This window comes from Mesorhizobium sp. Primo-A (genome assembly GCF_003997175.1).
In the GTDB taxonomy this organism is placed as follows: Bacteria; Pseudomonadota; Alphaproteobacteria; order Rhizobiales; family Rhizobiaceae; genus Mesorhizobium; species Mesorhizobium ciceri.
This window is the reverse complement of the sequence record NZ_RZTG01000014.1, coordinates 170,560-192,836: the sequence shown is the minus strand read 5'-3', so window position 1 is coordinate 192,836 and position 22,277 is coordinate 170,560. Positions and strand designations below refer to the sequence as shown.

Genomic DNA, 22,277 nt, shown 5'->3' with positions numbered 1-22,277 from the left:
GCCCGTGACTGTGCCAGACATGACCGCGCCTGCCAGCACCGCACCGCTCGATTTCTTCTGGTTCATCCCGACGCATGGCGACGGCTCCTATCTCGGTTCCGAGGAGCAGCAGCGGCCGCCCGAATTCGGCTACTTCAAGGAGATCGCGCAGGCGGTCGACCGGCTCGGCTTTCCCGGCGTGCTGTTGCCGACCGGCCAGAATTGCGAGGATTCCTGGATCACCGCGACGGGCCTCGCGACACTCACCGAAAAACTGAAGTTCCTGGTCGCGCTGCGGCCGGGCGTGACGCTGCCGACTTTCGCCGCACGCCAGACCGCCGCCCTCGATCGCTTGAGCAATGGCCGCCTGCTGCTCAATGTCGTGGTCGGCGGCAACCCGACCGAGCTCGCCGGCGACGGCGTCTTCCTGCCGCATAACGAGCGCTATGCCCAGGCGCATGAATTCCTGACCATCTGGCGCGGCCTGGTGTCCGGCGAGCGGGTCAATTTCAACGGCAAATATTACCGCGTCGAAAATGGCCGCCTCGACCTTCTGCCGCACCAGGAACGGCCGCCGCTCTATTTCGGCGGATCGTCGGATGCCGGCCAGGACCTCGCCGCGGACCTCGTCGACATGTATCTGACCTGGGGCGAACCGCCGGCGCAGGTCGCCGAGAAGCTGGCCGCGGCGCGCGCAAAGGCGGCGCGGCGCGGCAGAAAACTGCGCTTCGGCATCCGGCTGCATTTCATCGTGCGCGAGACCGAGGACGAAGCCTGGCGCGCCGCCGACCGGCTGATCAGCCATGTCACCGACGCCCAGATCGAAAACGCGCAGGCGCGCTTCCTCAACCAGATGGATTCGGTCGGCCAGCGCCGCATGTCGGAGCTGCATGGCGGCCGCCGTGACAGGCTGGTGGTGTCGCCCAATCTGTGGGCCGGCGTCGGGCTGGTGCGCGGCGGCGCCGGCACGGCGCTGGTCGGCACGCCGGAACAGATCGCCGGGCGCATCCGCGAATACCAGGCGATCGGCATCGATACCATCATCGGCTCGGGCTATCCGCATCTCGAGGAGGCCTACCGCGTCGCCGAGCTTCTGTTTCCGAAGCTCGGGCTCGGCACCAGGCGGCAGCGGGCGCATGAGAACATCGCCAACGAATTCTCGGTCGGCTTCCATGGCGCCAACCGCCTGCAGGCTTCGTCATGAGCTTTTCCACGCGCCTGCATAGCAACGCCATCGGCTGGCTGCTGCCGGCGCTGATCATTGCCGGCTGGGAGATTGCCAGCCGCGCCGGCGTCATGCCGGCCAACGTGCTGCCGGCGCCCAGCGCGGTCGCCGAGGCCTTCTGGCGGCTGACGCTGTCGGGCGAACTGATCCGCAACATCGGCGTCTCGACCGCGCGCGCCCTTGCCGGCTTTGCCGTCGGTGGCTCCATCGGTTTTGCGCTTGGCCTTGCCAACGGGCTGTCGACGCTCAGCCGCGGCCTGACCGACACGACGCTGCAGATGATCCGCAACATTCCGCATCTGGCGCTGATCCCGCTGGTCATCCTGTGGTTCGGCATCGACGAGGAAGCCAAGCTGTTCCTGGTGGCGCTCGGCGTGTTCTTTCCGATCTACGTCAACACGCTGCTCGGCATCCAGAGCGTCGACCCACAGCTGGTCGAGATGGGCCGCGTCTACGGCATGGACCGGCGCGCCCTGTTCTTCCGCGTCATCCTGCCCGGCGCGCTGCCGTCGATCTTCGTCGGCCTGCGCTATGCCCTGGGCATCATGTGGCTGACGCTGATCGTCGCCGAAACCATCTCGGCCAGTTCGGGCCTCGGCTACATGGCCATGCAGGCGCGCGAATTCCTGCTGATCGATGTCGTCGTGCTGTCGATCCTGATCTACGCGCTGCTCGGCAAGCTCGCCGACAGCCTCGCCCGCCTGCTCGAGCGTTTGTCGCTTGGCTGGCATCCGGCCTTCCAGAACGGATGAGAGATTGCCCATGACCGCCGCCAGCCTGACCGCAGCCCGTTCCTTCGTCGCCACGCCGGTGCGGCCGATCGGCTCCGTCGAAGGACAGCGGGCCTTTGCCTTCAGGCATGCCGGCAAGCGCTTCGGCGACAAGACCGTGCTCGACGGCATCGACCTGGACGTGCCGGCCGGGCAGTTCCTCGCCGTCATCGGCAAGAGCGGCTGCGGCAAGAGCACGCTGTTGCGGCTTCTGGCCGGGCTCGACCGGCCGACATCGGGATCGCTGTCCTTCGGCGTCGAAGAGGAAGGACACAGCCGCACGCGCTTCATGTTCCAGGAGCCACGGCTCCTGCCCTGGGCCAGCGTGGTGAAAAACGTCGAGGTCGGGCTGACCGGCATCGCCACCGGTAGCGAAGCGAGGCACCGCGCGCTCGACATCCTCGGCGAGGTCGGGCTTGCCGACCGGGCCGACGAATGGCCTTCGGTGCTGTCCGGAGGTCAGAAGCAGCGCGTGGCGCTGGCCCGCGCGCTGGTCGGCCACCCGCAGATCCTGGCTCTCGACGAGCCGCTCGGCGCACTCGACGCCCTGACCCGCATCGAGATGCAGCAGCTTCTGGAACGCATCTGGATCGCGCAGAAGTTCACGGCCGTGCTGGTCACGCATGATGTCGCCGAAGCGGTCGCGCTCGCCGACCGGGTCGTGGTGATCAGTGAAGGCCGGGTCGCGCTCGATCTGGATGTGCCCGTGGAACGGCCGCGCCGGCGCGGTTCGGTGGAGCTGGCCCGGCTGGAGGGCAAGATTCTGGATCGGCTGTTCGGGTAGGGCTGTCGGGGGCAGGGCCCTGGAGGACCGCCTTCCCCCACTCCGTCGCAGCTTCGCAGCACCACCTCTCCCCCCCTCCGGAGGGAGAGGAAAGGAGCCAAGGTCGGCGAGCTCGCGCTTTTCCTCTCCCCCGTCGATCGGGGGAGAGGTGGCCCGAAGGGCCGGAGTGGGGTCGACCTTTCATCAAGCTCACCCGCTTGACCGGTTCGCCCACACCAACCCGATCAGCCCGACCAGCATGGTGACGACGCCGATATAGAGCCATTGCGACTGGCCGGTCATGAAGCTGCCGCCGACAACGCCGATGCCTTGCAGCGACCACAGCGCGCCGACGGCAAGCACAATCAACGCCAGCAGATTTTTGGTCAGCCTCATTGCCGGATCTCCCTTTTGAAGTCGATTGGTTACAGCATCGGGACCGCGATAAAAGAGCCAAAGGAAGTGGCCCGGCCGCGCCGAGCTCTACTTGGATATTAATGTTCGATCTTGTCAAACGGATGCCCGATAGCAACACAAAGATCATCGTTGATTGATCATCGCGTGCCGGAAAATCCCTGACAGACTGTTACCCAGCGACTCCAAACGTGTGCCATTGCCACGGAACCGCCAGATCACTGCCGCATTTCCCGCCTTATTTGGCACCTAACGGCTGGGGTCTGTCAAAAACGGAGCCATCCCCCAAATATGAAGAACCCAAAACAGACCGCGATTGTCGCGGTAACGATCGCTGCTGGCCTGATGGTCGGCGCTTCTTCGGCGACCGCCGCCGCCCAGTGCGGCCGCGCCTCGTGGTACGCCCTGCACTCCAGAACCGCCTCGGGCGAGCGCATGAACCCGTCGGCGATGACCGCCGCGCATCGCACCTTGCCTTTCGGCACCAAGCTCAGGGTGACCAACAAGAACAACGGCCGCAGCGTCGTCGTGCGCATCAACGATCGCGGTCCGTTCATCAAGGGACGCGTGCTCGACCTGTCGAAGGGCGCGGCCGGCCAGCTCGGCTTCATCGGCTCCGGCCACACTTCCGTGTGCATGGCGCGCGTCTAGAGCTTCCTGTGTCCGGCAAGGGCCGGACACATTACCTACACATTTCGCAGCCGCACACTGAGCCGGCTGGCACCGTTCGGCCCCGATTTCCATGGCCTTGAACCAAAGAAGCATTGGTCACGCAGCGTGACGTATTGCATCGCAGCAATTAGTTGTTAACTTCCCCGCGAGACATTTAGGCTCGGCGCTGCTCGTCGTGCCTTCGGTCGCAGGCAGCAGCGGGGTTTCTCGATGTTCTACCAGCTCTATGAGATGAACCACGCCGCCCTGCAGCCGGCGCGCCTCTATGCCGACGCGGTGCGGATGTTCTACTCCAATCCGCTCAATCCGTTTTCCCACACGCAATGGGGCCGTTCGATCGCGGCGACGGCCGAACTGTTCGAGCGCACCACGCGCCGCTACGGCAAGCCGGCCTTCGGCCTGAGCAAGACCGTGGTCGACTGGAAGAGCGTCGAGGTCGCCGAGAAGACCGTCTGGTCGAAGCCGTTCTGCAATCTCGTGCGCTTCGAGCGCGCTGTCCCCGCCGGGCGCAAGCCCGATCCGAAGCTTCTGATCGTGGCGCCGATGTCGGGCCATTATGCGACGCTGCTGCGCGGCACGGTGGAAGCGATGCTGCCCTATGCCGACGTGCACATCACCGACTGGGTCGATGCCCGCATGGTGCCGCTTGCCGACGGCCAATTCGATCTCGACGACTACATCGACTATGTCATCGACATGCTGCACACGCTCGGGCCGGACACGCATGTGATGGCGGTGTGCCAGCCTTCCGTGCCGGTGCTGGCCGCCGTGGCGCTGATGGAATCCAAGGGCGACCCGTTCGTGCCCTCGACGATGACGTTGATGGGCGGGCCTATCGACACGCGCAGCAACCCGACCGCGGTCAATCTGCTGGCGCAGGAAAAAGGCATCGACTGGTTCCGCGACAATGTCGTGATGCATGCGCCGTGGCCGGTGCCAGGCTTCGGCCGCGAGGTCTATCCAGGCTTCCTGCAGCTGTCCGGCTTCATGAGCATGAACCTCGATCGCCACATCATCGCCCACAAGGACTTCTTCATGCATCTGGTGAAGCATGATGGCGACAATGCCGAGAAGCACCGCGATTTCTACGACGAGTATCTGGCGGTCATGGACCTGACGGCCGAATTCTACCTGCAGACCGTCGACACCGTCTTCGTGCGGCAGGCCTTGCCAAAGGGCGAGATGACGCATCGCGGCACCAGGATCGATCCGTCGGCGATCCGCAACGTCGCGCTGTTCACGGTCGAAGGCGAGAACGACGACATATCAGGCCTTGGCCAGACCAAGGCAGCGCATGATCTTTGCCCCAATATCCCGGCTGAGCGGCACGCCCACTACATGCAGCCGGCGGTCGGCCATTACGGCGTGTTCAACGGTTCTCGCTTCCGCTCCGAAATCGTGCCGCGCATCGTCGACTTCATCACCAGCTACGGCCGCCAGGAGCGTGTCGCGGCGAAGCCGAAGCTGGTCCGCGCCGCCAAGAGATAATGCACGTCGTCCAAAATTGCGGGTTTTGGGACGATGATTTGCATAAAACCAAGCTTAACGGCGACAAGCCATGCGATTGACCGGTAAAAGCCGGCTGGCTGGCTGATTCTGTTGCACAAGTGCCGCTGTCCAGCCCCTCGGGTAACCATGCCGACAATCCGACCGTCGTCGTAATTGACACGGACTGTAAATCCCCCTTAACCTTTCGTTAATAACAAAGGGTGAGCGGGGACAATGATTTCCTCATCGATGGCGCGACGGCTGCGCGTGTATGTGGCGGCCGGGCTGGCAATGACGGCGGGCTGGGTGGCACCGGCCTTGGCGGGTGGAGCGATGGCGACCGGGGGGCTCACCTCGCAGCCGATCGGCCACTATGATTTCTGCAAGCTGCATCCGGGCGAGTGCTCGATCCGCCCGGCCAATCTGGCGCCGGCTCCGATGACCGACGCGCTGATGCGCAAGCTTCTCAATGTCACCGCCAGGGTCAACGCCGCCGTCAAGCCGATGAGCGACATGGACATCTACGGCAAGGACGAGGTCTGGGCCTATCCCGACAAGGGCGTCGGCGATTGCGAGGACTATGTGCTGGAAAAGCGACGCCAGCTTTCGCGCATGAGCATCTCGCTTGCCGATCTTCTGATCACCGTCGTGCGCAAGCCCGACGGCGAGGGCCACGCCGTGCTGACGGTGCGCACCGACGAGGGCGACTATGTGCTCGACAATCTGACCGACAAGGTCAAGCCATGGGACGCGACCGGCTACCGCTTCCTCAAGCGGCAGGCGATCGACAACACCGGCCGCTGGGTCTCGATCCGCGGTGGCCAGCAAGTTCTGGTCGGCGCGGTTCAGTAGGCACCGGCAACGGCGGCTTCCCTAGGGGCGGCATCCAACGCTTCGTCATCACAGGGCTGAGCAGGAGCGAAGCTCCGTCGCGAAGACCCCGGGATCCATGCCGTGATGCCGATGAAGAACGCTGCGGCGCAGGAACAGGCGCCTGCAATCGTCATACCGTCATCACCAGATCTTTTGCCCCGTCGCGACGCTCGCAACTCGCGGCATGGATCCTCGGGTCTGCGCGTCCGCTCCGCCCGTGGATGACGAAATCGATGGGCCCTCCGCCAGAATTCGCATTTCTCCGTGAACCATTTCGCTCCGGCCAGCGACACACAGCCGTGAACCGAAACCAACCATGGAGACTTCAGATGACTGCTTTTCTGCGAAACACCCTTCTTGCCGCTATCGCGGTGTCGAGCATGGCCGGATCCGCCATGGCCGATCAGACCACCAGCTGTGCCAAAGCCAACCTCAACGACCTCTGGGCCGGCCGCTGTTGCGGTGATGCCGGGGCGTCGGACTGCCTGGGCGGCGGAAACAATGGCCACGACCACGGCGATCATGGCCGGGGTGGAAATGGCGGCACCGCCGGCAAGAAATGATCTCACCACTTTGCCCGCCGGCGGGCAGTGTCCTCGTGAGGCAGGCGAACTTGTACCGGCGCGGACCGTCAGGCTACGGCCGCTGGTTCAACGCCCCGCGGATCGATGCGGTGATGCGGCGAAGCTCGGTTTCGTCGAGTTTCTCGATGTTTTCCGCCAGCAGATTGGCGAGCTCGGTGGCGGCGGGGGAAAGACCCGACGTGTCGAGTTTTACACGCGGGTGCGAGGCCTCGGCCAGCCGCGCCAGTTCCTCGGCATCGTCCCAGATGATGTTGAAATAGCCGATGATCTTCTGGATCAGCGTCCAGGTCGGGGCGCCTCGCCTGCCATGTTCGAGCGCCGACAGATAGGCGGCGCTGACGCCGATCGCCGCCGCCATGTCCTTCTGGCGGACACCACGTTCGCTTCTCAGCGTCCGCAGCTTCTCGCCGAACGGGGTCATGCGCCCATCCTCATGAACGGACCCGCCGCAGGCGGATATAGAGCGCACCCGAACCGCCGTGATTGCGGGCGGCATGGTCGTGGCTGGAGACGAGCGGCCGGAAGGCAGGCGTCGACAGCCAGGCCGGCACGGCGCGCCGCAACACGCCATCGCCGCCGGAGGACGAGCCCTTGCCGGTGATGACCAGGACATAGCGGACGCCGCCGGCATGCGCCCGGTGCAGAAACGAGAACAGCAGCGAGTAGGCCTCGTCCTGCGTCATGCCGTGCAGATCGACGCGGCCCTCGATCGGCAGCCGGCCCTTCGACAATTTGTCCAGCGTCGGTTCGTCGAGGCGGTGCGTGACATGCTGCGCCTTCGGCTTCGCGGTCCCTGCGACATTGGCGACGGGCTGGGCGGGCTGCGACTGGCTTGGCTTGGCCTCGGCAGGAATTTCGGGGATGTCCACGGCAAATTTCCCCTTCAGCGGCTTGGCCGTGCGCGCCACCAGGTTCCACAGAACCCGGTCGTCCTCGCTGAGCTTGTCCGGGCGCCGGGTCATCGGACCGCACCCGCAATGAGCGCGCGCGGCACCAGCGCATAAAAATCCGCGGCATTGCGGACCACGCCGGCGATCTCGCCCGCGGCATCGCCCGAACCGGCGAACAGGTCGCCCCGCGCCGGCCCGGTGATGGCGGAGCCAGTGTCCTGCGCGATCATCAGGCGGCGGAATGGTTTTGCGTCGAAGGCGGCGAGCGTCGGCGCGTCGATGTAAAAGGGCGTGCCGAATGTGTGCAGCAGGCGGTCGACGGCGATCGAGCGGCCCGGCGTCAGCGGCACCTTGGCGGCGGCGATCGGACCAAGGGCAACGTCCTCGACATCGGCCGGGCGGAAGAAAATGTAGGAGCGGTTCTGCCACAGGATCTCGTCGACGCGGTCCGGATGCGCCTTGAACCAGGCGCGGATCGATTGCATCGTCACTTCCGCCAGCGGGATCTCGCCAATCTCGCTCAGGACCTTGCCTGGTCCGGTGAAGCGCTGGCCGGATTTGGCGGCATAGGTGACGCGGGCAAGCCGGCCGTCGGTCATGGCGAGGCGTGCGGCACCTTGCACGTGAATGAAGAAGGCATCGACCTTGTCGGCCAACCAGGCGATTTCCAGGCCCTTGCCATCAAGCGCGCCGCGCTCGATCTCGCCACGGTCATGATATTCGACCGGCCCGTTCGGCGTCTGGCGCGCGAAAGCGAGATAGGGGTCCAGGCCCGGCGGCCGGTTTGCGTCATCGATATCGACGAGATCGGCCGGGCGCGACAGCAGCGGCACCGAAAACCGGTCCGTGCGCACCGGTGACGTCTCGACCTGCGGTTCATAGAAACCGGTGACGAGCCCATTTTCGGCAGGGATAAGCGCCGGGACAAAATGGCGCTCGAAGAAGGCGCGAGCTTCGCCGCGGGTCAAAACCGGCGACCGATTCGCCGGCGAAACGGTCCGGGCCTCGGCGTAGACATCCGCAAAGGCGTCGAAGTCGACGCCGAGCGCGCCGCTGCGATAGGGTTTGGTCAGGACATGGAAGGCCGAGCGCCGAAAGGCGGCGAAGGCGGCCGAATGGTCGTCATCGCCCCAGCCGGGCAGATCGCCGAAGGCTTTCTCGACAAAAAGAGGCGATAGCGACACCGGAGCCTCGCCGCGTATTCCCTAGTCTTCTTCCTCGGTGGCGACGAGCTTCCAGTTCGGATCGCGCGAGCGCGTGTCACGGGCGAAGGTCCAGACATCCTTGACCTCGGCCACGGTTTCCGGGTCGCCGTCGATGACGGCACCGGCCTTGTCGCGGGTCGCCGAAATCAGCTCGCTGATGATGCGCAGCGTGACATGCGCCTCGCCGCCCTTCATCTCGGCCGAGACGATATCGGCCTTGTCGATGCCGACGAAGGAGGACTGGATCTTTTCCGCCTTGGCCTCGCGCTCGCCGATGGCGGCGACAAAACCGTCATAGACCTCGCGCGACAACAGGTTCTTCAGCGTTTTGCGATCGCCGTCGGCATAGGCCATGACGATCATCTCGTAAGCCATCTTGGCGCCGTCGACGAAACCCTTCGGCTCGAAGGACGGATCATTGTCCTTGATCGTGCGCAGGCCCTTGTTGAGGTCGGTATCGGGCTTGGCGAAAGCGTCGATCGCGGCATAGGCGTCGGGAGCCGGCTCGCCTGGCGGACGCTTGCGCGGCAGCGAGACGACGTTTTCGGATTTCTGGGCGGCATCCTTGTCGCTGGTGCGAGCCGCCGAATAGGGATCGAAGGGCGGCCGTTCGCTGCCGGTGCGGCGGCCCAGCACATTGCGCAGCTGGAAAAAGATGACCACCGCCGCAATCAGGAAGAAAATCGTGCCGAAGTCGAAGAATCCCATATCTTCCGCCAATCAATCCCTGCCCTGTGGCCGGACCGTCAGGCCCAACGGCCGCGGTCGCATAGCGTTCAACATTCAAAGCATATAGAGCGCAAGGCGCAATCATTCAAATCAAAGGCAGGCATACCTATCTAACAGCCTCAGTGCCAGCGGCGATTGCCAGCTGGCGGCCAAAACAATCAAAACGGTCATGACGATCGAAAAAGGTTGGCAAGACTTGCGCATTTCGCTGCTTCCCTTCTTTCTCCTTGCACTGCCGCTGCTGGAAATTGCCGGTTTCGTCATCGTCGGCCGCGAGGTCGGCGCGCTGGCGACGGTAGGCCTCGTGCTGGCCTCGAGCATCGCCGGCGTGCTTTTGCTCCGATACCAGGGTTTTGGTGTCATGGCCCGCATCCGCAACGAGATGGCCGCCGGCCAGAACCCCAGCCGCCACCTTGCGCACGGCGCCATGATCGTGGTTGCGGCGATCCTCCTGATCATCCCCGGCTTCATCACCGACATTATCGGCCTGCTGCTGTTTCTGCCGCCGTTGCGCGACTTTGCCTGGAGCCGGTTCAAGGGCCGCATTGTCGTCGCCACCGATTTCTCGACCGGCGGTTTTCGTGGCCGCCAGCGCGACAGGGTCATCGACCTCGAAGACGGCGACTATTCGCGCGAGGACGATCTGAAGCGCGGCCCGGATCACAACTCGCCGTGGCGTCGCCTGAAGGACGATTAGCGCGCCGTCCCATCTCCATGCCGCAGCCGGGAAGCAAGGCGGCAAACCTTGTCTTGTCATCCCCGCCATGGTAGCGAACGCCCGATTTCAATTCGGTCAGCGACGCTGCCCAGGCAAGAGGACAAGGCTTATGGCCAGCAAAGATGACGCGCCGGTCGGCGCAGCCAACGGAAACGGCAATGCGGCGCAGCCGTCGCTCAACGTTCTGGCGCAATATGTGAAGGACCTGTCCTTCGAAAGCCCCGGCGCGCCGAATTCGCTGCGCGGCCGCGACAAGGCGCCGGGCATCGCCATCAATGTCAACGTCAACGCCAACCCGCTCTCCGACAAGCAGTTCGACGTCAATCTGACGCTCAACGCCAAGGCGTCCTTCGACCAGGAAGTGCTGTTCAATGTCGAGCTGGTCTATGGCGGCGTGTTCGCCATCGCAGGCTTTCCGCAGGAACACATGCTGCCGATCCTGTTCATCGAATGCCCGCGTCTTTTGTTCCCGTTCGCCCGCCAGATCATCGCCGAGGCAACCCGCAATGGCGGCTTCCCGCCGCTGATGCTCGACCCGATCGACTTCGCGCAGATGTTCCAGCAGAAGCTGGCGGAGGACCAGGCGTCGTCGAAGGTCCAGGTGAGCTGAGGGCTGCCTGCCACGGATTGTGAAAAGCCCGGCCTTGCGCCGGGTTTTTTGTTTTGGGCGGGACGATTGAGGCGCCGGCAGGGCAGAGGGGGGCGCCAAGGATCGCCAACGGGACGATTTTAGTTCCCGTGAACCTTCAGCCACAGCGCCTTTTCACCCAATGTCCCGACCATGCCGGCGTGCGCGGCACGTTCGGCTTCTGTCACGCGCGGCGGCAGTGGCGCCGGGCGCGGGGCGACGACGATTTCGATCTGGCGGACATTCTCGCCCTGGGCCGGCGCGGTGGCGCTGTCGAGGATGAGGGCCGCCTGCTTGCCGCCGATCAGCTCGATATAGACCTCGGCCAGCAATTCGGAATCGAGCAGGGCGCCGTGCTTGGTGCGCTTGGTGTTGTCGATGCCGTAGCGCCGGCAGAGCGCATCGAGCGAATTAGGACCCATCGGGTGCTTGCGGCGCGCCAGCGCCAGCGTGTCGACGACGACGCCGTTGTCGATGACAGGGTGACCCAGCCGGCCGAATTCGACGTTGAGGAAGCCGACATCGAAAGTGGCGTTGTGGGCGACCAGCTTGGCGCCGTCGGTAAAGTCCAGCCACTCCTGCACAATCTCGGCAAAGGTCGGCTTGCCCGCGAGGTCCGCCGCGCTGATGCCGTGCACCGCCTGTGCCTCGACATGGATCGCTCGGCCTTGCGGGTTGATGTAGTGGTGGAAGGTCCTGCCGGTCGGGAAACGGTTGACCAGTTCGACGCCGCCCAGCTCGATCACGCGGTCGTCGCGCGAATCGAGGCCGGTGGTTTCCGTGTCGAAGATGATCTCACGCATCGAATCAGTCGCTCCAAAGGAGCAGAATCGTGAGAGCGGAACAAAATGGCAATGAGAAACTATGATGGCCAGGGCAATCGCACAGGTTTGCGCCGCCCCTCATCGCCCTGCACCTTTCCTCTCCCCCGTCGATCGGGGGAGAGGTGTCGAGCGAAGCCGGCAGGCAGATAAGCGGCTCTCACATCGACAGCTGGCGGTCGAGCGGTGGGCTCAACCACCTGGCTTGCCAACCCCTATCAGCTGGCTGATGATTGCAGCGACCTCCGCCCGCGCGGCGTCCATCCCCTGGCCGGTGTCGACGATGAAATCGGCCTGACGGCGTTTTTCCGCGTCCGGCACCTGCTTGGCCAGGATCGACGCCAGCTTTTCCTCCGTCATGCCCGGCCGCGCCAGCACGCGTTCGCGCTGGGTCTCGGCCGGGGCGGTGACGACGACGACCTTGTCGACGCGGTTGCGGCCGCCGGTTTCGAAGAGCAGGGGGATGTCGAGGACGGCGATCGGCGCGCCTGATCCACGATGCCTGGCCAGAAAGGCATCGGCATCGGCGCGCACCAGCGGGTGGATGATGGTTTCCAGCCGCTTCAGCGCCGCGGCATCGCCGAGCACGCGCGCGCCAAGTTTGGCACGATCGACCATGCCGGCGGATGTGGTGCCGGGAAAGGCGGCCTCGACCAGGGGTGCTGCCTTGCCGGCATAGAGGCGATGCACCGTCTCGTCGGAATCGTGGACCGGCACGCCGGCGTCAGTGAACATCCTGGCTGTGGTCGACTTGCCCATGCCGATCGAGCCGGTGAGGCCGAGCACGATCATGGCTTCGGCACCAGATCGGCGACGATCAGGGCCCGAAGTTCGGCCGTCACCCGCGGCCTGATGCCGAACCAGCGCTCGAAGCCAGGCACGGCCTGATGCAGAAGCATGCCGAGACCGTCGACCGTCTTCAGATTTCGCGCTCGGGCGGCCGCAAGCAGCGGCGTCTCCAGTGGCACATAGACGATGTCGGTGACGATGGCATGGTCGGGCAGCCGGGCGGGATCCGCCGACAGGCCTTCATTGCCATGCATGCCGAGCGCGGTGGTGTTGACCAGCAGGCCGGCATCGCCGAGCAGTTCGTTGGTCGCCGCCATGCCATGCGCCGAGACACCGGTGCCGAAACGATCGCGCAATTCCTGCGCTCGGGCCAGAGTGCGGTTGACGATGCGAATGTCGGCAACGCTGCGCTCCTTCAGCGCATGGATGACGGCGCGCGACGCGCCGCCGGCGCCGAGCACCACCGCCGGACCCTTGCTTGCCCAGCCCGGTGCATGATCGTCGAGGTTGGCGGCAAAGCCGTGACCGTCAGTGTTGCCGCCCCACAGGATGCCGTCCTCGAACCACAGCGTGTTGACGGCGCCGATTTCTTGCGCCGCCTGGTCGCGGCGTTCGGCCAATGCGAAGGCCGCTTCCTTGTGCGGGATGGTGATGTTGCCACCGCGGTAATTGTTTGCCTGCAATGTTTCCACGAACACGGCAAAGTCTTGCGGCGCGACATCGATGGCCTGGTAGCTTCCGTCGATGCCATGTTTGGCCAGCCAGTGACCATGGATCTTCGGCGAGCGCGAATGCTTGACCGGATGGCCCGACACGAAGGCTTTTTTCGACGCCTCAGCCATCGATCGCCCCCAGGTCTCGCAGTTCGGCCAGCAGCGGCAACAGCGGCAGGCCGACAATGGTGAAATGATCGCCCTCGATTTTCTCGAACAATTGAATGCCTTCGCCTTCGATCTGATAGGCGCCGACGCTTCCCAGCGCCTTGGCACCGACACGGGCGAGATGGCGCCCGATAAAGGCGGGATCGAGCTTGCGCATGGTCATCGAGGCGATGCCGACATGCCGCCACAGAACCTTGCCGTCGCGAACCAGCACGGCGGCGCTGTTCAACTGATGGGTCTTGCCCGACAGCGCCAGCAAATGACGGCGGGCACCCTCCATGTCAGCCGACTTGTGGAACACCTCGTCGCCGAGCGACAGCGTCTGGTCGCAGCCCAGCACCAGGGCGCCCGGCCTGCGCTCGCTGACTTCGGTCGCCTTAGCCTCGGCCAGCACCAGGGCGACGTCCTCGGGCGAGACGCCGCTATCCTGCAAAGGCGACTCGAGCGCGCGCTCGTCGACATCGGCCGGCACCGCCTCGACATCGACGCCGGCATTGACCAGCATCGCCTTGCGGAACGGACTGCCGGAAGCAAGGATGAGTTTTTCGATCATGCTGATTCACCCATGTTGGCGCTCCGTCACGCACCCCTCATCCGACCGAGCTTCGCTCGGCCACCTTCTCCCACAAGGGGAGAAGGGAAGTCCCGCGCGTACGCCGCTGCAAATCGCCAACTGGCGGTATCTTGCGGAGACGACGGTGCCACGTTCTTCCTTCTCCCCTTGTGGGAGAAGGTGGCCTCGCGAAGCGAGGTCGGATGAGGGGTGCTGGTGCTCACTTATCTTACCTGCCCTATCTATTCTTCCCCCGCAGGGCAACGATGGCCGCCGCCGTTTCCTCGATCGAGCGGCGGCTGACGTCGATCATCGGCCAGCCATGGCGCGTGCAGATCTTGCGGGCGTAGGCGAGTTCTTCGCTGATCGCCGCGCGGTCGACATAGTCTGATGCCTCATACGAGCTGCTGTTGCCGAGGATGCGGTTTTGCCGGACGTGCGAGATGCGCTCGGCGGTGGCGATCAGCCCGACGATGAGCGGCTTGCTGGCGGCAACCAGGCTTTCCGGCACCGGCACACCGAGCACGATCGGGATGTTGGCGGTCTTGATGCCGCGGTTGGCGAGATAGATGCTGGTCGGCGTCTTCGACGTGCGAGAAATGCCGATCAGCACGACATCGGCATCGTCCATGTTGAGCGGCAGCTGGCCGTCATCATGGTCCATGGTGAAATTGAGCGCGTCGATGCGGCGGAAATATTCGGCGTCGAGAACATGCTGGGCGCCGACGCGGCGGCCGGCGGGGGTGCCGAGATAGGACTGGAACACGGTCAGCACCGGCTCCAGCACCGACACACAGGGCAGGCCCATGGCCGCGCAGCGCTCGTCGATGCCGCGCGCCAGCTTCTGGTCCACGACCGTATAGAGGATGATGCCCGGCTCTTCCTCTATATCCTCGAACACCTTCGCCACCTGCTTTTCGGTGCGGATGAGCGGATAGATATGCTCGATGGCGCGCGCATCCTTGTATTGTGCCGAAGCCGCCCGGCCGGCGGCGAGCAGCGTTTCGCCGGTCGCGTCGGAAATCAGGTGCAGGTGGAAGAAGCTCTGGGGTTTGTTCACAGGGGGTCACCTGGGGCTGTGGGCTTCTGTGGATAAAGCGGGATGAAAAGAGGGGGCGGTCGGAGGCGACTGTATCAGATGGCAGTTTGTCCACAATTCGATGCGCTGTCAGCTTCGTCGGGCGACTGGGGACAAGTTTGGGGACGGCTTTTTTCGCCTACAGTCCGTCCACAGGACCTGCCTTTCACCGCTCTGCCTAACGCTTTGACTCGATTGATCGATTCCGACCTATCCCCAGAACCCTACATCTGGGAAAAAGAAGCACGCGACAATATGTTGGCTGGTGTTTTCCGGGGCAAAGCGGGACAGGTGGCAATCACCAGAACCAACAGACTCTTAGAATCAGAAGAATCTTAGATATAAGAATCTTTGATTATAGAAGAGGCCGGAAGAAGCGAGCGCTCGATGCCCCAGAACCGGATCATGCTGGATGTCCTGAAGGGCAAGGCTCATTTTCCGCCTCCGCTCTGGATGATGCGTCAGGCAGGGCGTTATCTGCCGGAGTATCGGGAGACACGCAGGCGAGCAGGCTCGTTCCTCGATCTCTGCTATGATCCAGACCTTGCCGTCGAAGTGACCTTGCAACCGATCGAGCGCTTCGGCTTCGATGCTTCGATCCTGTTTTCCGATATCCTTGTCGTTCCGCATGCGCTTGGCCGTGACGTCCGTTTCGAAGAGGGCAGAGGGCCGCTGCTGACGCCGATCACCGCGCCGCAGATTCTGGCTCTGGAAGGCAAGGTGTTTCACGTGAATCTCGAACCGGTCTACGAGACGGTTCGCCGGTTGCGGGCCAAATTGCCCGACGAGACAACCCTGATCGGCTTCTGCGGCGCGCCGTGGACGGTGGCGACCTACATGATTGCCGGCCATGGCACGCCCGACCAGGCGCCGGCGCGGCTTTTTGCCTATCGCGAGCCGGTGGCCTTTCAACGATTGCTGAAGGTGCTTGCCGAACATTCGGCCGCCTATCTCATCCGCCAGATCGAGGCGGGCGCGGATGTGGTGCAGATTTTCGATTCCTGGTCCGGCGTGCTGGACGATGAAACTTTCGATTTGTTCTGCGTTCAGCCGATGGCCGAGATCGTTGGCCGGGTGCGGGCGGTTTATCCCGATGTCCCGATCATCGGTTTTCCCAAGGGCGCCGGTTCGCGCTACCGGACCTATCGACAGAAGACCGGCGTGACGGCGCTGGGGATCGACTGGACGGTGCCCCTGATCGCGGCGAAGGAATTGCAGCGCTCGGGTGCGGTTCAGGGCAATCTCGATCCCTTGCGGCTCGTCGCTGGCGGCAAGGCGCTGTCGGATGGCGTCGAGGCGATCCTGAGAGCGCTGGGAGACGGGCCGCTGATCTTCAACCTCGGTCACGGCATCACGCCGGAGACGCCGATCGCCCATGTCGAGGCGATGGTGAAACAGGTGCGGAGCGCGACACGCTGATGGCTCAGATGAACAACACGAACAGCACCGGCCAGGCGATGATGCGCATGATATCAGGTATCGCCGTGCTGATCGTTTTCACCGCGCTTTTGTATTTCGCGGCACCCGACAGTTTTTACCCCTGGGCCAAGGCGATCCATATCCTCGCCGTCATCTCGTGGATGGCGGGCATGCTCTATCTGCCGCGGCTGCTGGTCTACCACACCGATGCCGAGAAGGGCTCGGTGCAGTCGGAAACCTTCAAGGTGATGGAGCGGCGCCTGCTGCGCGGCATCATCAACCCGGCGATGATCGTCACCTGGGTGTTCGGCCTGTGGCTCGCCTGGAAGGGTTTCGGTTTCCAGGGCGGCTGGCTGCACGCCAAGATCGGAGCGGTGCTTTTGCTGTCCGCCGTTCATGGCTATCTGGCCGGCGCGGTGCGCAAATTCGCCGAGGACCGTAATGAAAAACCGGCCAGGCACTGGCGGATGGTCAACGAGATCCCCACATTGCTGATGATCGCAATCGTCATCCTGGTGGTGGTCAAGCCGTTCTGATGCATGTCGCTCAAAAACGGCCAGGAGACTGCGACAGGCATTGATGCGTTTAGGCCTTCATAGGCCATGCAAAACGCAGCTTGCTCTTTCACCCGACCGACGATAAAAGACGGGTCTTCCTTCCCGTCATGCGCCGCCCCTCGTTGTTTTCGGCCGCGCCCGGCATTTGTCGCATCCCGCCGATATTTTCCCAAAGCCTACCCAGACTCCATCTATTCAAGGTCCGTCTATGCAAGAAATGAAACTCGCCGAGTTCAAGAACAAGAAACCGCCAGAGCTGATCGCTTATGCCGAATCGCTCGAGGTCGAAAACGCCAGCGTCATGCGCAAGCAGGAGCTGATGTTTGCGATCCTGAAGAAGCTGGCCGCCCAGGAGATCGAGATCATCGGTGATGGCGTGGTCGAGGTGCTGCAGGACGGTTTCGGCTTCCTGCGCTCCGCCAACGCCAATTACCTGCCAGGTCCCGACGACATCTATATTTCACCGTCGCAGATCCGGCGCTTTTCGCTGAAGACCGGCGATACTGTCGAAGGGCCGATCCGCAGCCCGAAAGAGGGCGAGCGCTATTTCGCGCTGCTCAAGGTCAACACCATCAATTTCGACGATCCCGAGAAGATCCGTCACAAGATCCACTTCGACAATCTGACGCCGCTCTATCCGACCAAGCGGCTGAAGATGGAGATCGAGAATGTCACCACCAAGGACATATCGGCCCGTGTGATCGACCTGGTGGCGCCGATCGGCAAGGGACAGCGCGCCTTGATCAACGCGCAGCCGCGTACCGGCAAGACGGTTCTGATGCAGAACATCGCCCACTCGATCACCGCCAACCACCCGGAATGCTATCTGATCGTGCTGCTGATCGACGAGCGGCCGGAAGAAGTGACCGACATGCAGCGCTCGGTGAAGGGAGAGGTGATCTCCTCGACCTTCGACGAGCCCGCGGTGCGCCACGTGCAGGTCGCCGAAATGGTCATCGAGAAGGCCAAGCGCCTGGTCGAACATGGCCGCGACGTCGTCATCCTGCTCGATTCGATCACCCGTCTCGGCCGCGCCTACAACACCGTCGTGCCGTCATCCGGCAAGGTGCTGACCGGTGGTGTCGACGCCAACGCGCTGCAGCGGCCGAAGCGCTTCTTCGGCGCCGCCCGCAACATCGAGGAAGGCGGTTCGCTGACCATTATCGCCACCGCGCTGATCGATACCGGCAGCCGCATGGACGAAGTCATCTTCGAAGAGTTCAAGGGCACCGGCAACTGCGAAATCCAGCTCGACCGCAAGGTGGCCGACAAGCGCATCTATCCGGCCATGGACATCCTGAAGTCCGGCACCCGCAAGGAAGACCTGCTGGTTTCCAAGCAGGACCTGCAAAAGATCTTCGTGCTGCGCCGCATCCTGGCGCCGATGGGAACCACCGACGCGATCGAGTTCCTGATCGACAAGCTGAAGCAGACCAAGACCAATGCGGATTTCTTCGATTCGATGAACACGTAAGGGGATGGGGTAGCGATCCTTCGCGCCCCCCTCTGCCCTGCCGGGCATCTCCCCCTCTAGGGGGGAGATTACGCCCTTGGTCGTTTTCGGCAATTATCAACGCCGTAAGGTGAACGGAACAGCGAAGCTGCCGATCTCCCCATTTTGAGTGGGCGATGGCCGGTAGGCCAGAGGGGGGCGTCTCTCGCCGGCGGTTAGCAAAACTATCGCCGTCGCAACAATCGCTCGAGCTCTTCAGCATCCGTCACCGCCGGCAAACAAACCTGCCCCGTGCACAACCATGCACCTGCCTTGTCGGTCGGCGGCAGGATTCCACCGGGTAGCAAGGATCGATTCGCTGCCGTACCGATCGGCACGACGATGTCGATGCGGCGCGGGTCCGGGTTTCGATTCGCAACCGGAACGAGCTTTGGATCTGTGAACTCATCCACCAACACCAGCTTGAGCGGCTCGATCGCCAGCGCGCAGGCATTGACGATGCCGGCCTGGCCATAGGCCTGCTGCGCCGCGCGGCCGGCGGCATGCTCGGCGACGTGCCAGGCTCTCTCCTGCAGCTCGAGATTGCCGGTGACGGAGGCGAGCCTGACCAGCGCCTCGATGATCTGGCCGGTGGCGGACGGAATGGCTTCGTCGACATCGCCGCGGATGCGGATCGGCACGTCGGTGCTGTCGGAAGCAGTCAGGTAGTAACCTGTCTTCTCGGCGTCGGCGTGCCAATGCTCGAGCTGCTCGACAAACTGGCCGGCCTGGTCGACATAGCTCCAATTTCCAGTGGCCTCGAACAGCGAGATCGCTGCGTTGGCCATGGCGGCATAGTCGCTGGACAAAGCAGGGAACAGTTTTCTGGCACCGAGCATCGAATGCGGCAGGCGGCCGTCGCGGCTGGCAGCGCTGATATGGGCAAAGGCCTTTGCCGCCGCATCGATCCAGTCAGGCCGCGCCAGCGCCCGGCCGGCCTCGGCAAGCGCCGCGATCATCTGGCCGTTCCAGTCGATGAGGGTCTTTGCGTCAAGGCCGGGCCTGACCCGCTCTTCCCGGACAGCAAGGAGTTTCGCCTTGAGCGCGCTGATCTCTTCGCGGTGGATCACATATTGCGATTGCTGGGACCAGGTTTGGTGGACGACCGGCTCGCCTTCCCAGCCATGCGGGCTGGAGAGCGTGAAGTGCTTGAAAAACAATGCGGAATCGTCGCCAAGGGCGGCTTCGATCTCGTCGCGGCTCCAGGTGTAGAACAGACCTTCCTCGCCGTCGCTGTCGGCATCGAGACTGGCGGCAAAGGCACCGCCGTCGACGCGCATTTCGCGCAGCAGCCAGCCGATCGTCTCTTCGATTCGCACCCGGAACAATTCATTGCCGCTTGCGGCATAGGCCCAGTTGCAGAAGCGGAGGAGCTGGGCATTGTCGTAGAGCATCTTTTCGAAATGCGGCACCAGCCACTCGGCATCGGTCGAGTAGCGGCTGAGCCCGCCGCCGATGTGGTCGTAGATGCCGCCGCGCAGCATCTGTTCGAGGCTGTTGAGGACGTCGTCGCGATGGGCGGCATTGCCATCACGCAGCCAGGACAGCCACAGCGTTTGCATGAACGGCGCGTTGGGAAATTTAGGCGCGCCGCGCAATCCGCCGAGATCACGGTCGATCATGCCGTCGATGCCCTTGGCCAATTCCGCCAGCGTGGCGCGGTCGAGCACGGTTCTGGCATGCGAACCGGCGAGCCTCGCCTCGACATGCGTCGTCAGGCCGTCGGCGCTCTGGTTGAGGCTCGCCCGCTTCTCCCGCCACGCCTTGTCCACCGCCTCCATCACCTGGATGAAGCCGGGGCGGCCGTAGCGCGGCTCGCGCGGAAAATAGGTGCCGCCCCAGAACGGCTTGCCGTCCGGGGTCAGGAACATGGTCAGCGGCCAGCCGCCCTGCTCGCCCATCGAGGACAGCGCCGCCATATAGATCTGGTCGATGTCCGGGCGCTCCTCGCGGTCGACCTTGATATTGACGAACAGACGGTTCATGACGGCGGCGATGCCATCGTTTTCGAAGCTTTCATGCGCCATGACATGGCACCAATGGCAGGCGGCATAGCCGACCGAGAGCAGGATCGGCCTATCCAGCGCTTTCGCCTCTTCGAGCGAAGCCGGCGACCAGGCCCGCCAGTGGACGGGATTGCCGCTGTGCTGCTGCAGATAGGGGCTGGCTTCTTCGGCAAGCAGGTTTTGCGCGGGCAGCGTCACTGGGCAAACTCGGGTGCGATTGGCTGATAGGCGTGAAGCTAGGGCGGTTCAGTAGAGCGGGCAAATGATTTCAGGCGATTCCATCGTAGCGCTGTCGAGCGGCCGGCTGCCTGCCGGCGTCGCCGTCATCCGAATTTCCGGCCCACAGACTCGATTCGTCGTCGAAACGATTGCTGGGGCTATGGTTAAGGACCGCGCGGCGGCTCTGCGCAAGATGCGGGCACCCGATGGAGCCGTGCTCGACACCGGGCTGGTCGTGTTCTTTCCCGGTCCGGCCAGTTTCACCGGCGAGGACGTCGCGGAATTCCACGTTCATGGCGGCCGTGCCGTTGTGGCAAAAATGCTGGAGACGATGACCGGGTTTGACGGCGTCAGGCACGCGGAACCGGGCGAATTCACGCGTCGCGCCTTTCTGAACGGCAAGGTAGACCTGGTCGAGACCGAGGCGCTGGCGGATCTCGTCAATGCCGAGACGGAGGCGCAGCGGCGCTTCGCGGTGCAGAATGCCGACGGCGTACAGAGCGAACTCTATCTCGGCTGGCGCCGCAGGCTGATCCATGCCCGCGCCATGATCGAGGCCGAGATCGATTTCGCCGACGAGGAAGACGTCCCTGGTTCCGTTTCGGATGCGGTCTGGTCTGATGTCAGAACGATGATCGACGAGATCGACCGGCACATCGCCGGATTTCGCGCCGCCGAGATCATTCGCGACGGCTTTGAGGTCGTCATCCTCGGTGCCCCCAACGCCGGTAAGTCGAGTCTGTTCAACGCCCTGGCGCGGCGCGATGCCGCTATAGTAACGGATGAACCAGGCACGACCCGCGACCTGCTTGAAGTGACACTTGATCTTCAGGGGCTGCGTGTCCGGCTTACGGATACGGCCGGGTTGCGCGATGCGCCGGGGAAGGTCGAGGCGATCGGCATCGAGAAGGCGAGGGCCAAGGCGCATGGCGCCGATCTCTTGCTGTTGCTTCACGACATGGCGAAACCAAGGGATGTCGGTGAGCTGCCGACCGTGGCGCCCACCCTGCTTGTCGGCACCAAGCTTGATCTGATCGACGGCCGTGCAGTGCCCGACGCGACCGCCGACTATGATCTTGTCATCTCGGTGGAGGAGGGGACCGGCGTGGAGGAATTGCTGGCGGAGATTGGCCGGCGCGCGTCGGAGTCAGCCGGCAGCGTCGGCGATGTCCTGCCGTCGCGCCTTCGCCACGTCGAATTGCTTGGCGAGACCAACCGCCATCTGCATCGCGCCACTGACGGCCGGATGAACGAGCAGGAGTTGCGCGCGGAGGAGTTGCGGCTCGCCGCCGATCGCCTCGGCCGAATCGTCGGCGCCATCGACGTCGAGGACATGCTGGACGTGATCTTCTCGCAGTTCTGCATCGGGAAATGACTCACGTGAAACAGGGTCGCTGCGGCGTGAGCTCCCTTTAGATCGTATGTTGCTTTGCTGCATGGCTTCGTGATTTTCGACGAACCCCGAAGGCGGGTAGGCTTCATCTGGGCCACCACCGCGCTGCGCCGCCTGCATGACTCACGTGA

At 63.7% G+C, this 22,277-nt stretch carries 24 protein-coding genes; 13 read left to right on the top strand and 11 right to left on the bottom strand.

What is annotated here, in order from left to right:
* The first annotated feature begins 19 nt into the window (after positions 1-19).
* From ssuD to EOC83_RS25435, 3 genes are read left to right on the top strand one after another with little or no spacing between them, the layout of a single operon-like run.
* Complete coding sequence (ssuD, locus tag EOC83_RS25445) at positions 20-1,183, top strand: FMNH2-dependent alkanesulfonate monooxygenase (RefSeq protein WP_063169610.1); 1,164 nt, start codon at positions 20-22, stop codon at positions 1,181-1,183.
* A complete protein-coding gene (locus EOC83_RS25440) occupies positions 1,180-1,956 on the top strand; it encodes an ABC transporter permease subunit (protein ID WP_027161252.1) in 777 nt (258 codons plus the stop codon). Before ssuD ends, EOC83_RS25440 begins: the two co-directional genes overlap by 4 nt.
* Before the next feature lie 10 nt (positions 1,957-1,966).
* Positions 1,967-2,758: an ATP-binding cassette domain-containing protein gene (locus EOC83_RS25435; RefSeq protein WP_063169609.1), complete on the top strand. Its 792-nt coding sequence runs from the start codon at positions 1,967-1,969 to the stop codon at positions 2,756-2,758.
* Between the two features lie 189 nt (positions 2,759-2,947).
* Here the strand turns inward: EOC83_RS25435 and EOC83_RS32890 are convergent, their stop codons facing one another.
* Positions 2,948-3,133, bottom strand: coding sequence for a hypothetical protein (locus EOC83_RS32890; protein WP_024502222.1), 186 nt, complete (start codon positions 3,131-3,133; stop codon positions 2,948-2,950).
* A 309-nt stretch (positions 3,134-3,442) separates the two neighbouring features.
* On the opposite strand from EOC83_RS32890, the gene EOC83_RS25425 reads away from it, so the two are divergent.
* The 4 genes from EOC83_RS25425 (at position 3,443) to EOC83_RS25405 (ending at position 6,747) form a co-directional block, all read left to right on the top strand.
* Positions 3,443-3,802, top strand: a complete 360-nt coding sequence (locus EOC83_RS25425; RefSeq protein ID WP_013528714.1) for a septal ring lytic transglycosylase RlpA family protein — start codon at positions 3,443-3,445, stop codon at positions 3,800-3,802.
* Positions 3,803-4,033: 231 nt separating this feature from the next.
* On the top strand, positions 4,034-5,311 hold the full coding sequence (locus tag EOC83_RS25420; protein WP_063169608.1) for a polyhydroxyalkanoate depolymerase: 1,278 nt from the start codon (positions 4,034-4,036) through the stop codon (positions 5,309-5,311).
* Positions 5,312-5,545: 234 nt separating this feature from the next.
* Positions 5,546-6,163 (top strand): transglutaminase-like cysteine peptidase, encoded by a 618-nt coding sequence (locus tag EOC83_RS25410; RefSeq protein WP_013528717.1) that lies wholly within the window; start codon positions 5,546-5,548, stop codon positions 6,161-6,163.
* 416 nt (positions 6,164-6,579) lie between these two features.
* Complete coding sequence (locus EOC83_RS25405; protein ID WP_245441843.1) at positions 6,580-6,747, top strand: hypothetical protein; 168 nt, start codon at positions 6,580-6,582, stop codon at positions 6,745-6,747.
* Positions 6,748-6,820: 73 nt separating this feature from the next.
* Here the strand turns inward: EOC83_RS25405 and EOC83_RS25400 are convergent, their stop codons facing one another.
* From EOC83_RS25400 to EOC83_RS25385, 4 genes are read right to left on the bottom strand one after another with little or no spacing between them, the layout of a single operon-like run.
* Positions 6,821-7,189: a helix-turn-helix transcriptional regulator gene (locus tag EOC83_RS25400; protein ID WP_063169606.1), complete on the bottom strand. Its 369-nt coding sequence runs from the start codon at positions 7,187-7,189 to the stop codon at positions 6,821-6,823.
* A gap of 10 nt (positions 7,190-7,199) precedes the next feature.
* Positions 7,200-7,730 carry a Smr/MutS family protein gene (locus tag EOC83_RS25395; protein ID WP_024502221.1) on the bottom strand — a complete coding sequence of 177 codons (531 nt, stop codon included), beginning with the start codon at positions 7,728-7,730 and terminating at the stop codon, positions 7,200-7,202.
* Positions 7,727-8,842, bottom strand: a complete 1,116-nt coding sequence (locus EOC83_RS25390) for a murein transglycosylase A (RefSeq protein ID WP_063169605.1) — start codon at positions 8,840-8,842, stop codon at positions 7,727-7,729. The genes EOC83_RS25395 and EOC83_RS25390 overlap by 4 nt, the downstream gene beginning before the upstream one ends.
* 21 nt (positions 8,843-8,863) lie before the next feature.
* Positions 8,864-9,571, bottom strand: coding sequence for a Tim44/TimA family putative adaptor protein (locus EOC83_RS25385; RefSeq protein WP_027161247.1), 708 nt, complete (start codon positions 9,569-9,571; stop codon positions 8,864-8,866).
* Between the two features lie 217 nt (positions 9,572-9,788).
* Here EOC83_RS25385 and EOC83_RS25380 point away from each other — a divergent pair, with 217 nt between their 5' ends.
* Positions 9,789-10,289, top strand: coding sequence for an FxsA family protein (locus EOC83_RS25380; RefSeq protein ID WP_082826715.1), 501 nt, complete (start codon positions 9,789-9,791; stop codon positions 10,287-10,289).
* A gap of 130 nt (positions 10,290-10,419) precedes the next feature.
* On the top strand, positions 10,420-10,920 hold the full coding sequence (secB, locus tag EOC83_RS25375) for a protein-export chaperone SecB (protein ID WP_013528724.1): 501 nt from the start codon (positions 10,420-10,422) through the stop codon (positions 10,918-10,920).
* A gap of 119 nt (positions 10,921-11,039) precedes the next feature.
* On the opposite strand, the gene dnaQ is transcribed toward secB, so the two are convergent.
* From dnaQ to EOC83_RS25350, 5 genes are all read right to left on the bottom strand, one after another.
* Positions 11,040-11,741 carry a DNA polymerase III subunit epsilon gene (gene dnaQ / locus EOC83_RS25370; RefSeq protein WP_063169604.1) on the bottom strand — a complete coding sequence of 234 codons (702 nt, stop codon included), beginning with the start codon at positions 11,739-11,741 and terminating at the stop codon, positions 11,040-11,042.
* Between the two features lie 210 nt (positions 11,742-11,951).
* Positions 11,952-12,551 carry a dephospho-CoA kinase gene (coaE, locus tag EOC83_RS25365; protein ID WP_063169603.1) on the bottom strand — a complete coding sequence of 200 codons (600 nt, stop codon included), beginning with the start codon at positions 12,549-12,551 and terminating at the stop codon, positions 11,952-11,954.
* On the bottom strand, positions 12,548-13,390 hold the full coding sequence (locus EOC83_RS25360; protein WP_063169602.1) for a shikimate dehydrogenase: 843 nt from the start codon (positions 13,388-13,390) through the stop codon (positions 12,548-12,550). The genes coaE and EOC83_RS25360 overlap by 4 nt, the downstream gene beginning before the upstream one ends.
* Positions 13,383-13,982, bottom strand: coding sequence for a Maf-like protein (locus tag EOC83_RS25355; protein WP_063169601.1), 600 nt, complete (start codon positions 13,980-13,982; stop codon positions 13,383-13,385). The genes EOC83_RS25360 and EOC83_RS25355 overlap by 8 nt, the downstream gene beginning before the upstream one ends.
* Positions 13,983-14,220: 238 nt before the next feature.
* Positions 14,221-15,042, bottom strand: coding sequence for a pyruvate, water dikinase regulatory protein (locus tag EOC83_RS25350; RefSeq protein ID WP_013528729.1), 822 nt, complete (start codon positions 15,040-15,042; stop codon positions 14,221-14,223).
* Positions 15,043-15,447: 405 nt separating this feature from the next.
* On the opposite strand from EOC83_RS25350, the gene hemE reads away from it, so the two are divergent.
* The 3 genes from hemE (at position 15,448) to rho (ending at position 18,510) form a co-directional block, all read left to right on the top strand.
* Positions 15,448-16,479: a uroporphyrinogen decarboxylase gene (gene hemE / locus EOC83_RS25345; RefSeq protein ID WP_024504092.1), complete on the top strand. Its 1,032-nt coding sequence runs from the start codon at positions 15,448-15,450 to the stop codon at positions 16,477-16,479.
* On the top strand, positions 16,479-17,015 hold the full coding sequence (gene hemJ / locus EOC83_RS25340) for a protoporphyrinogen oxidase HemJ (protein WP_024504091.1): 537 nt from the start codon (positions 16,479-16,481) through the stop codon (positions 17,013-17,015). The genes hemE and hemJ overlap by 1 nt, the downstream gene beginning before the upstream one ends.
* A gap of 229 nt (positions 17,016-17,244) precedes the next feature.
* Complete coding sequence (rho, locus tag EOC83_RS25335) at positions 17,245-18,510, top strand: transcription termination factor Rho (protein ID WP_013528732.1); 1,266 nt, start codon at positions 17,245-17,247, stop codon at positions 18,508-18,510.
* 203 nt (positions 18,511-18,713) lie between these two features.
* Here the strand turns inward: rho and EOC83_RS25325 are convergent, their stop codons facing one another.
* Entirely contained in the window at positions 18,714-20,732 is a 2,019-nt protein-coding gene (locus EOC83_RS25325) for a thioredoxin domain-containing protein (RefSeq protein ID WP_063169600.1), read from the bottom strand.
* 64 nt (positions 20,733-20,796) lie between these two features.
* Here EOC83_RS25325 and mnmE point away from each other — a divergent pair, with 64 nt between their 5' ends.
* Complete coding sequence (gene mnmE, locus EOC83_RS25320) at positions 20,797-22,128, top strand: tRNA uridine-5-carboxymethylaminomethyl(34) synthesis GTPase MnmE (protein ID WP_127224152.1); 1,332 nt, start codon at positions 20,797-20,799, stop codon at positions 22,126-22,128.
* Positions 22,129-22,277 lie beyond the last annotated feature (149 nt).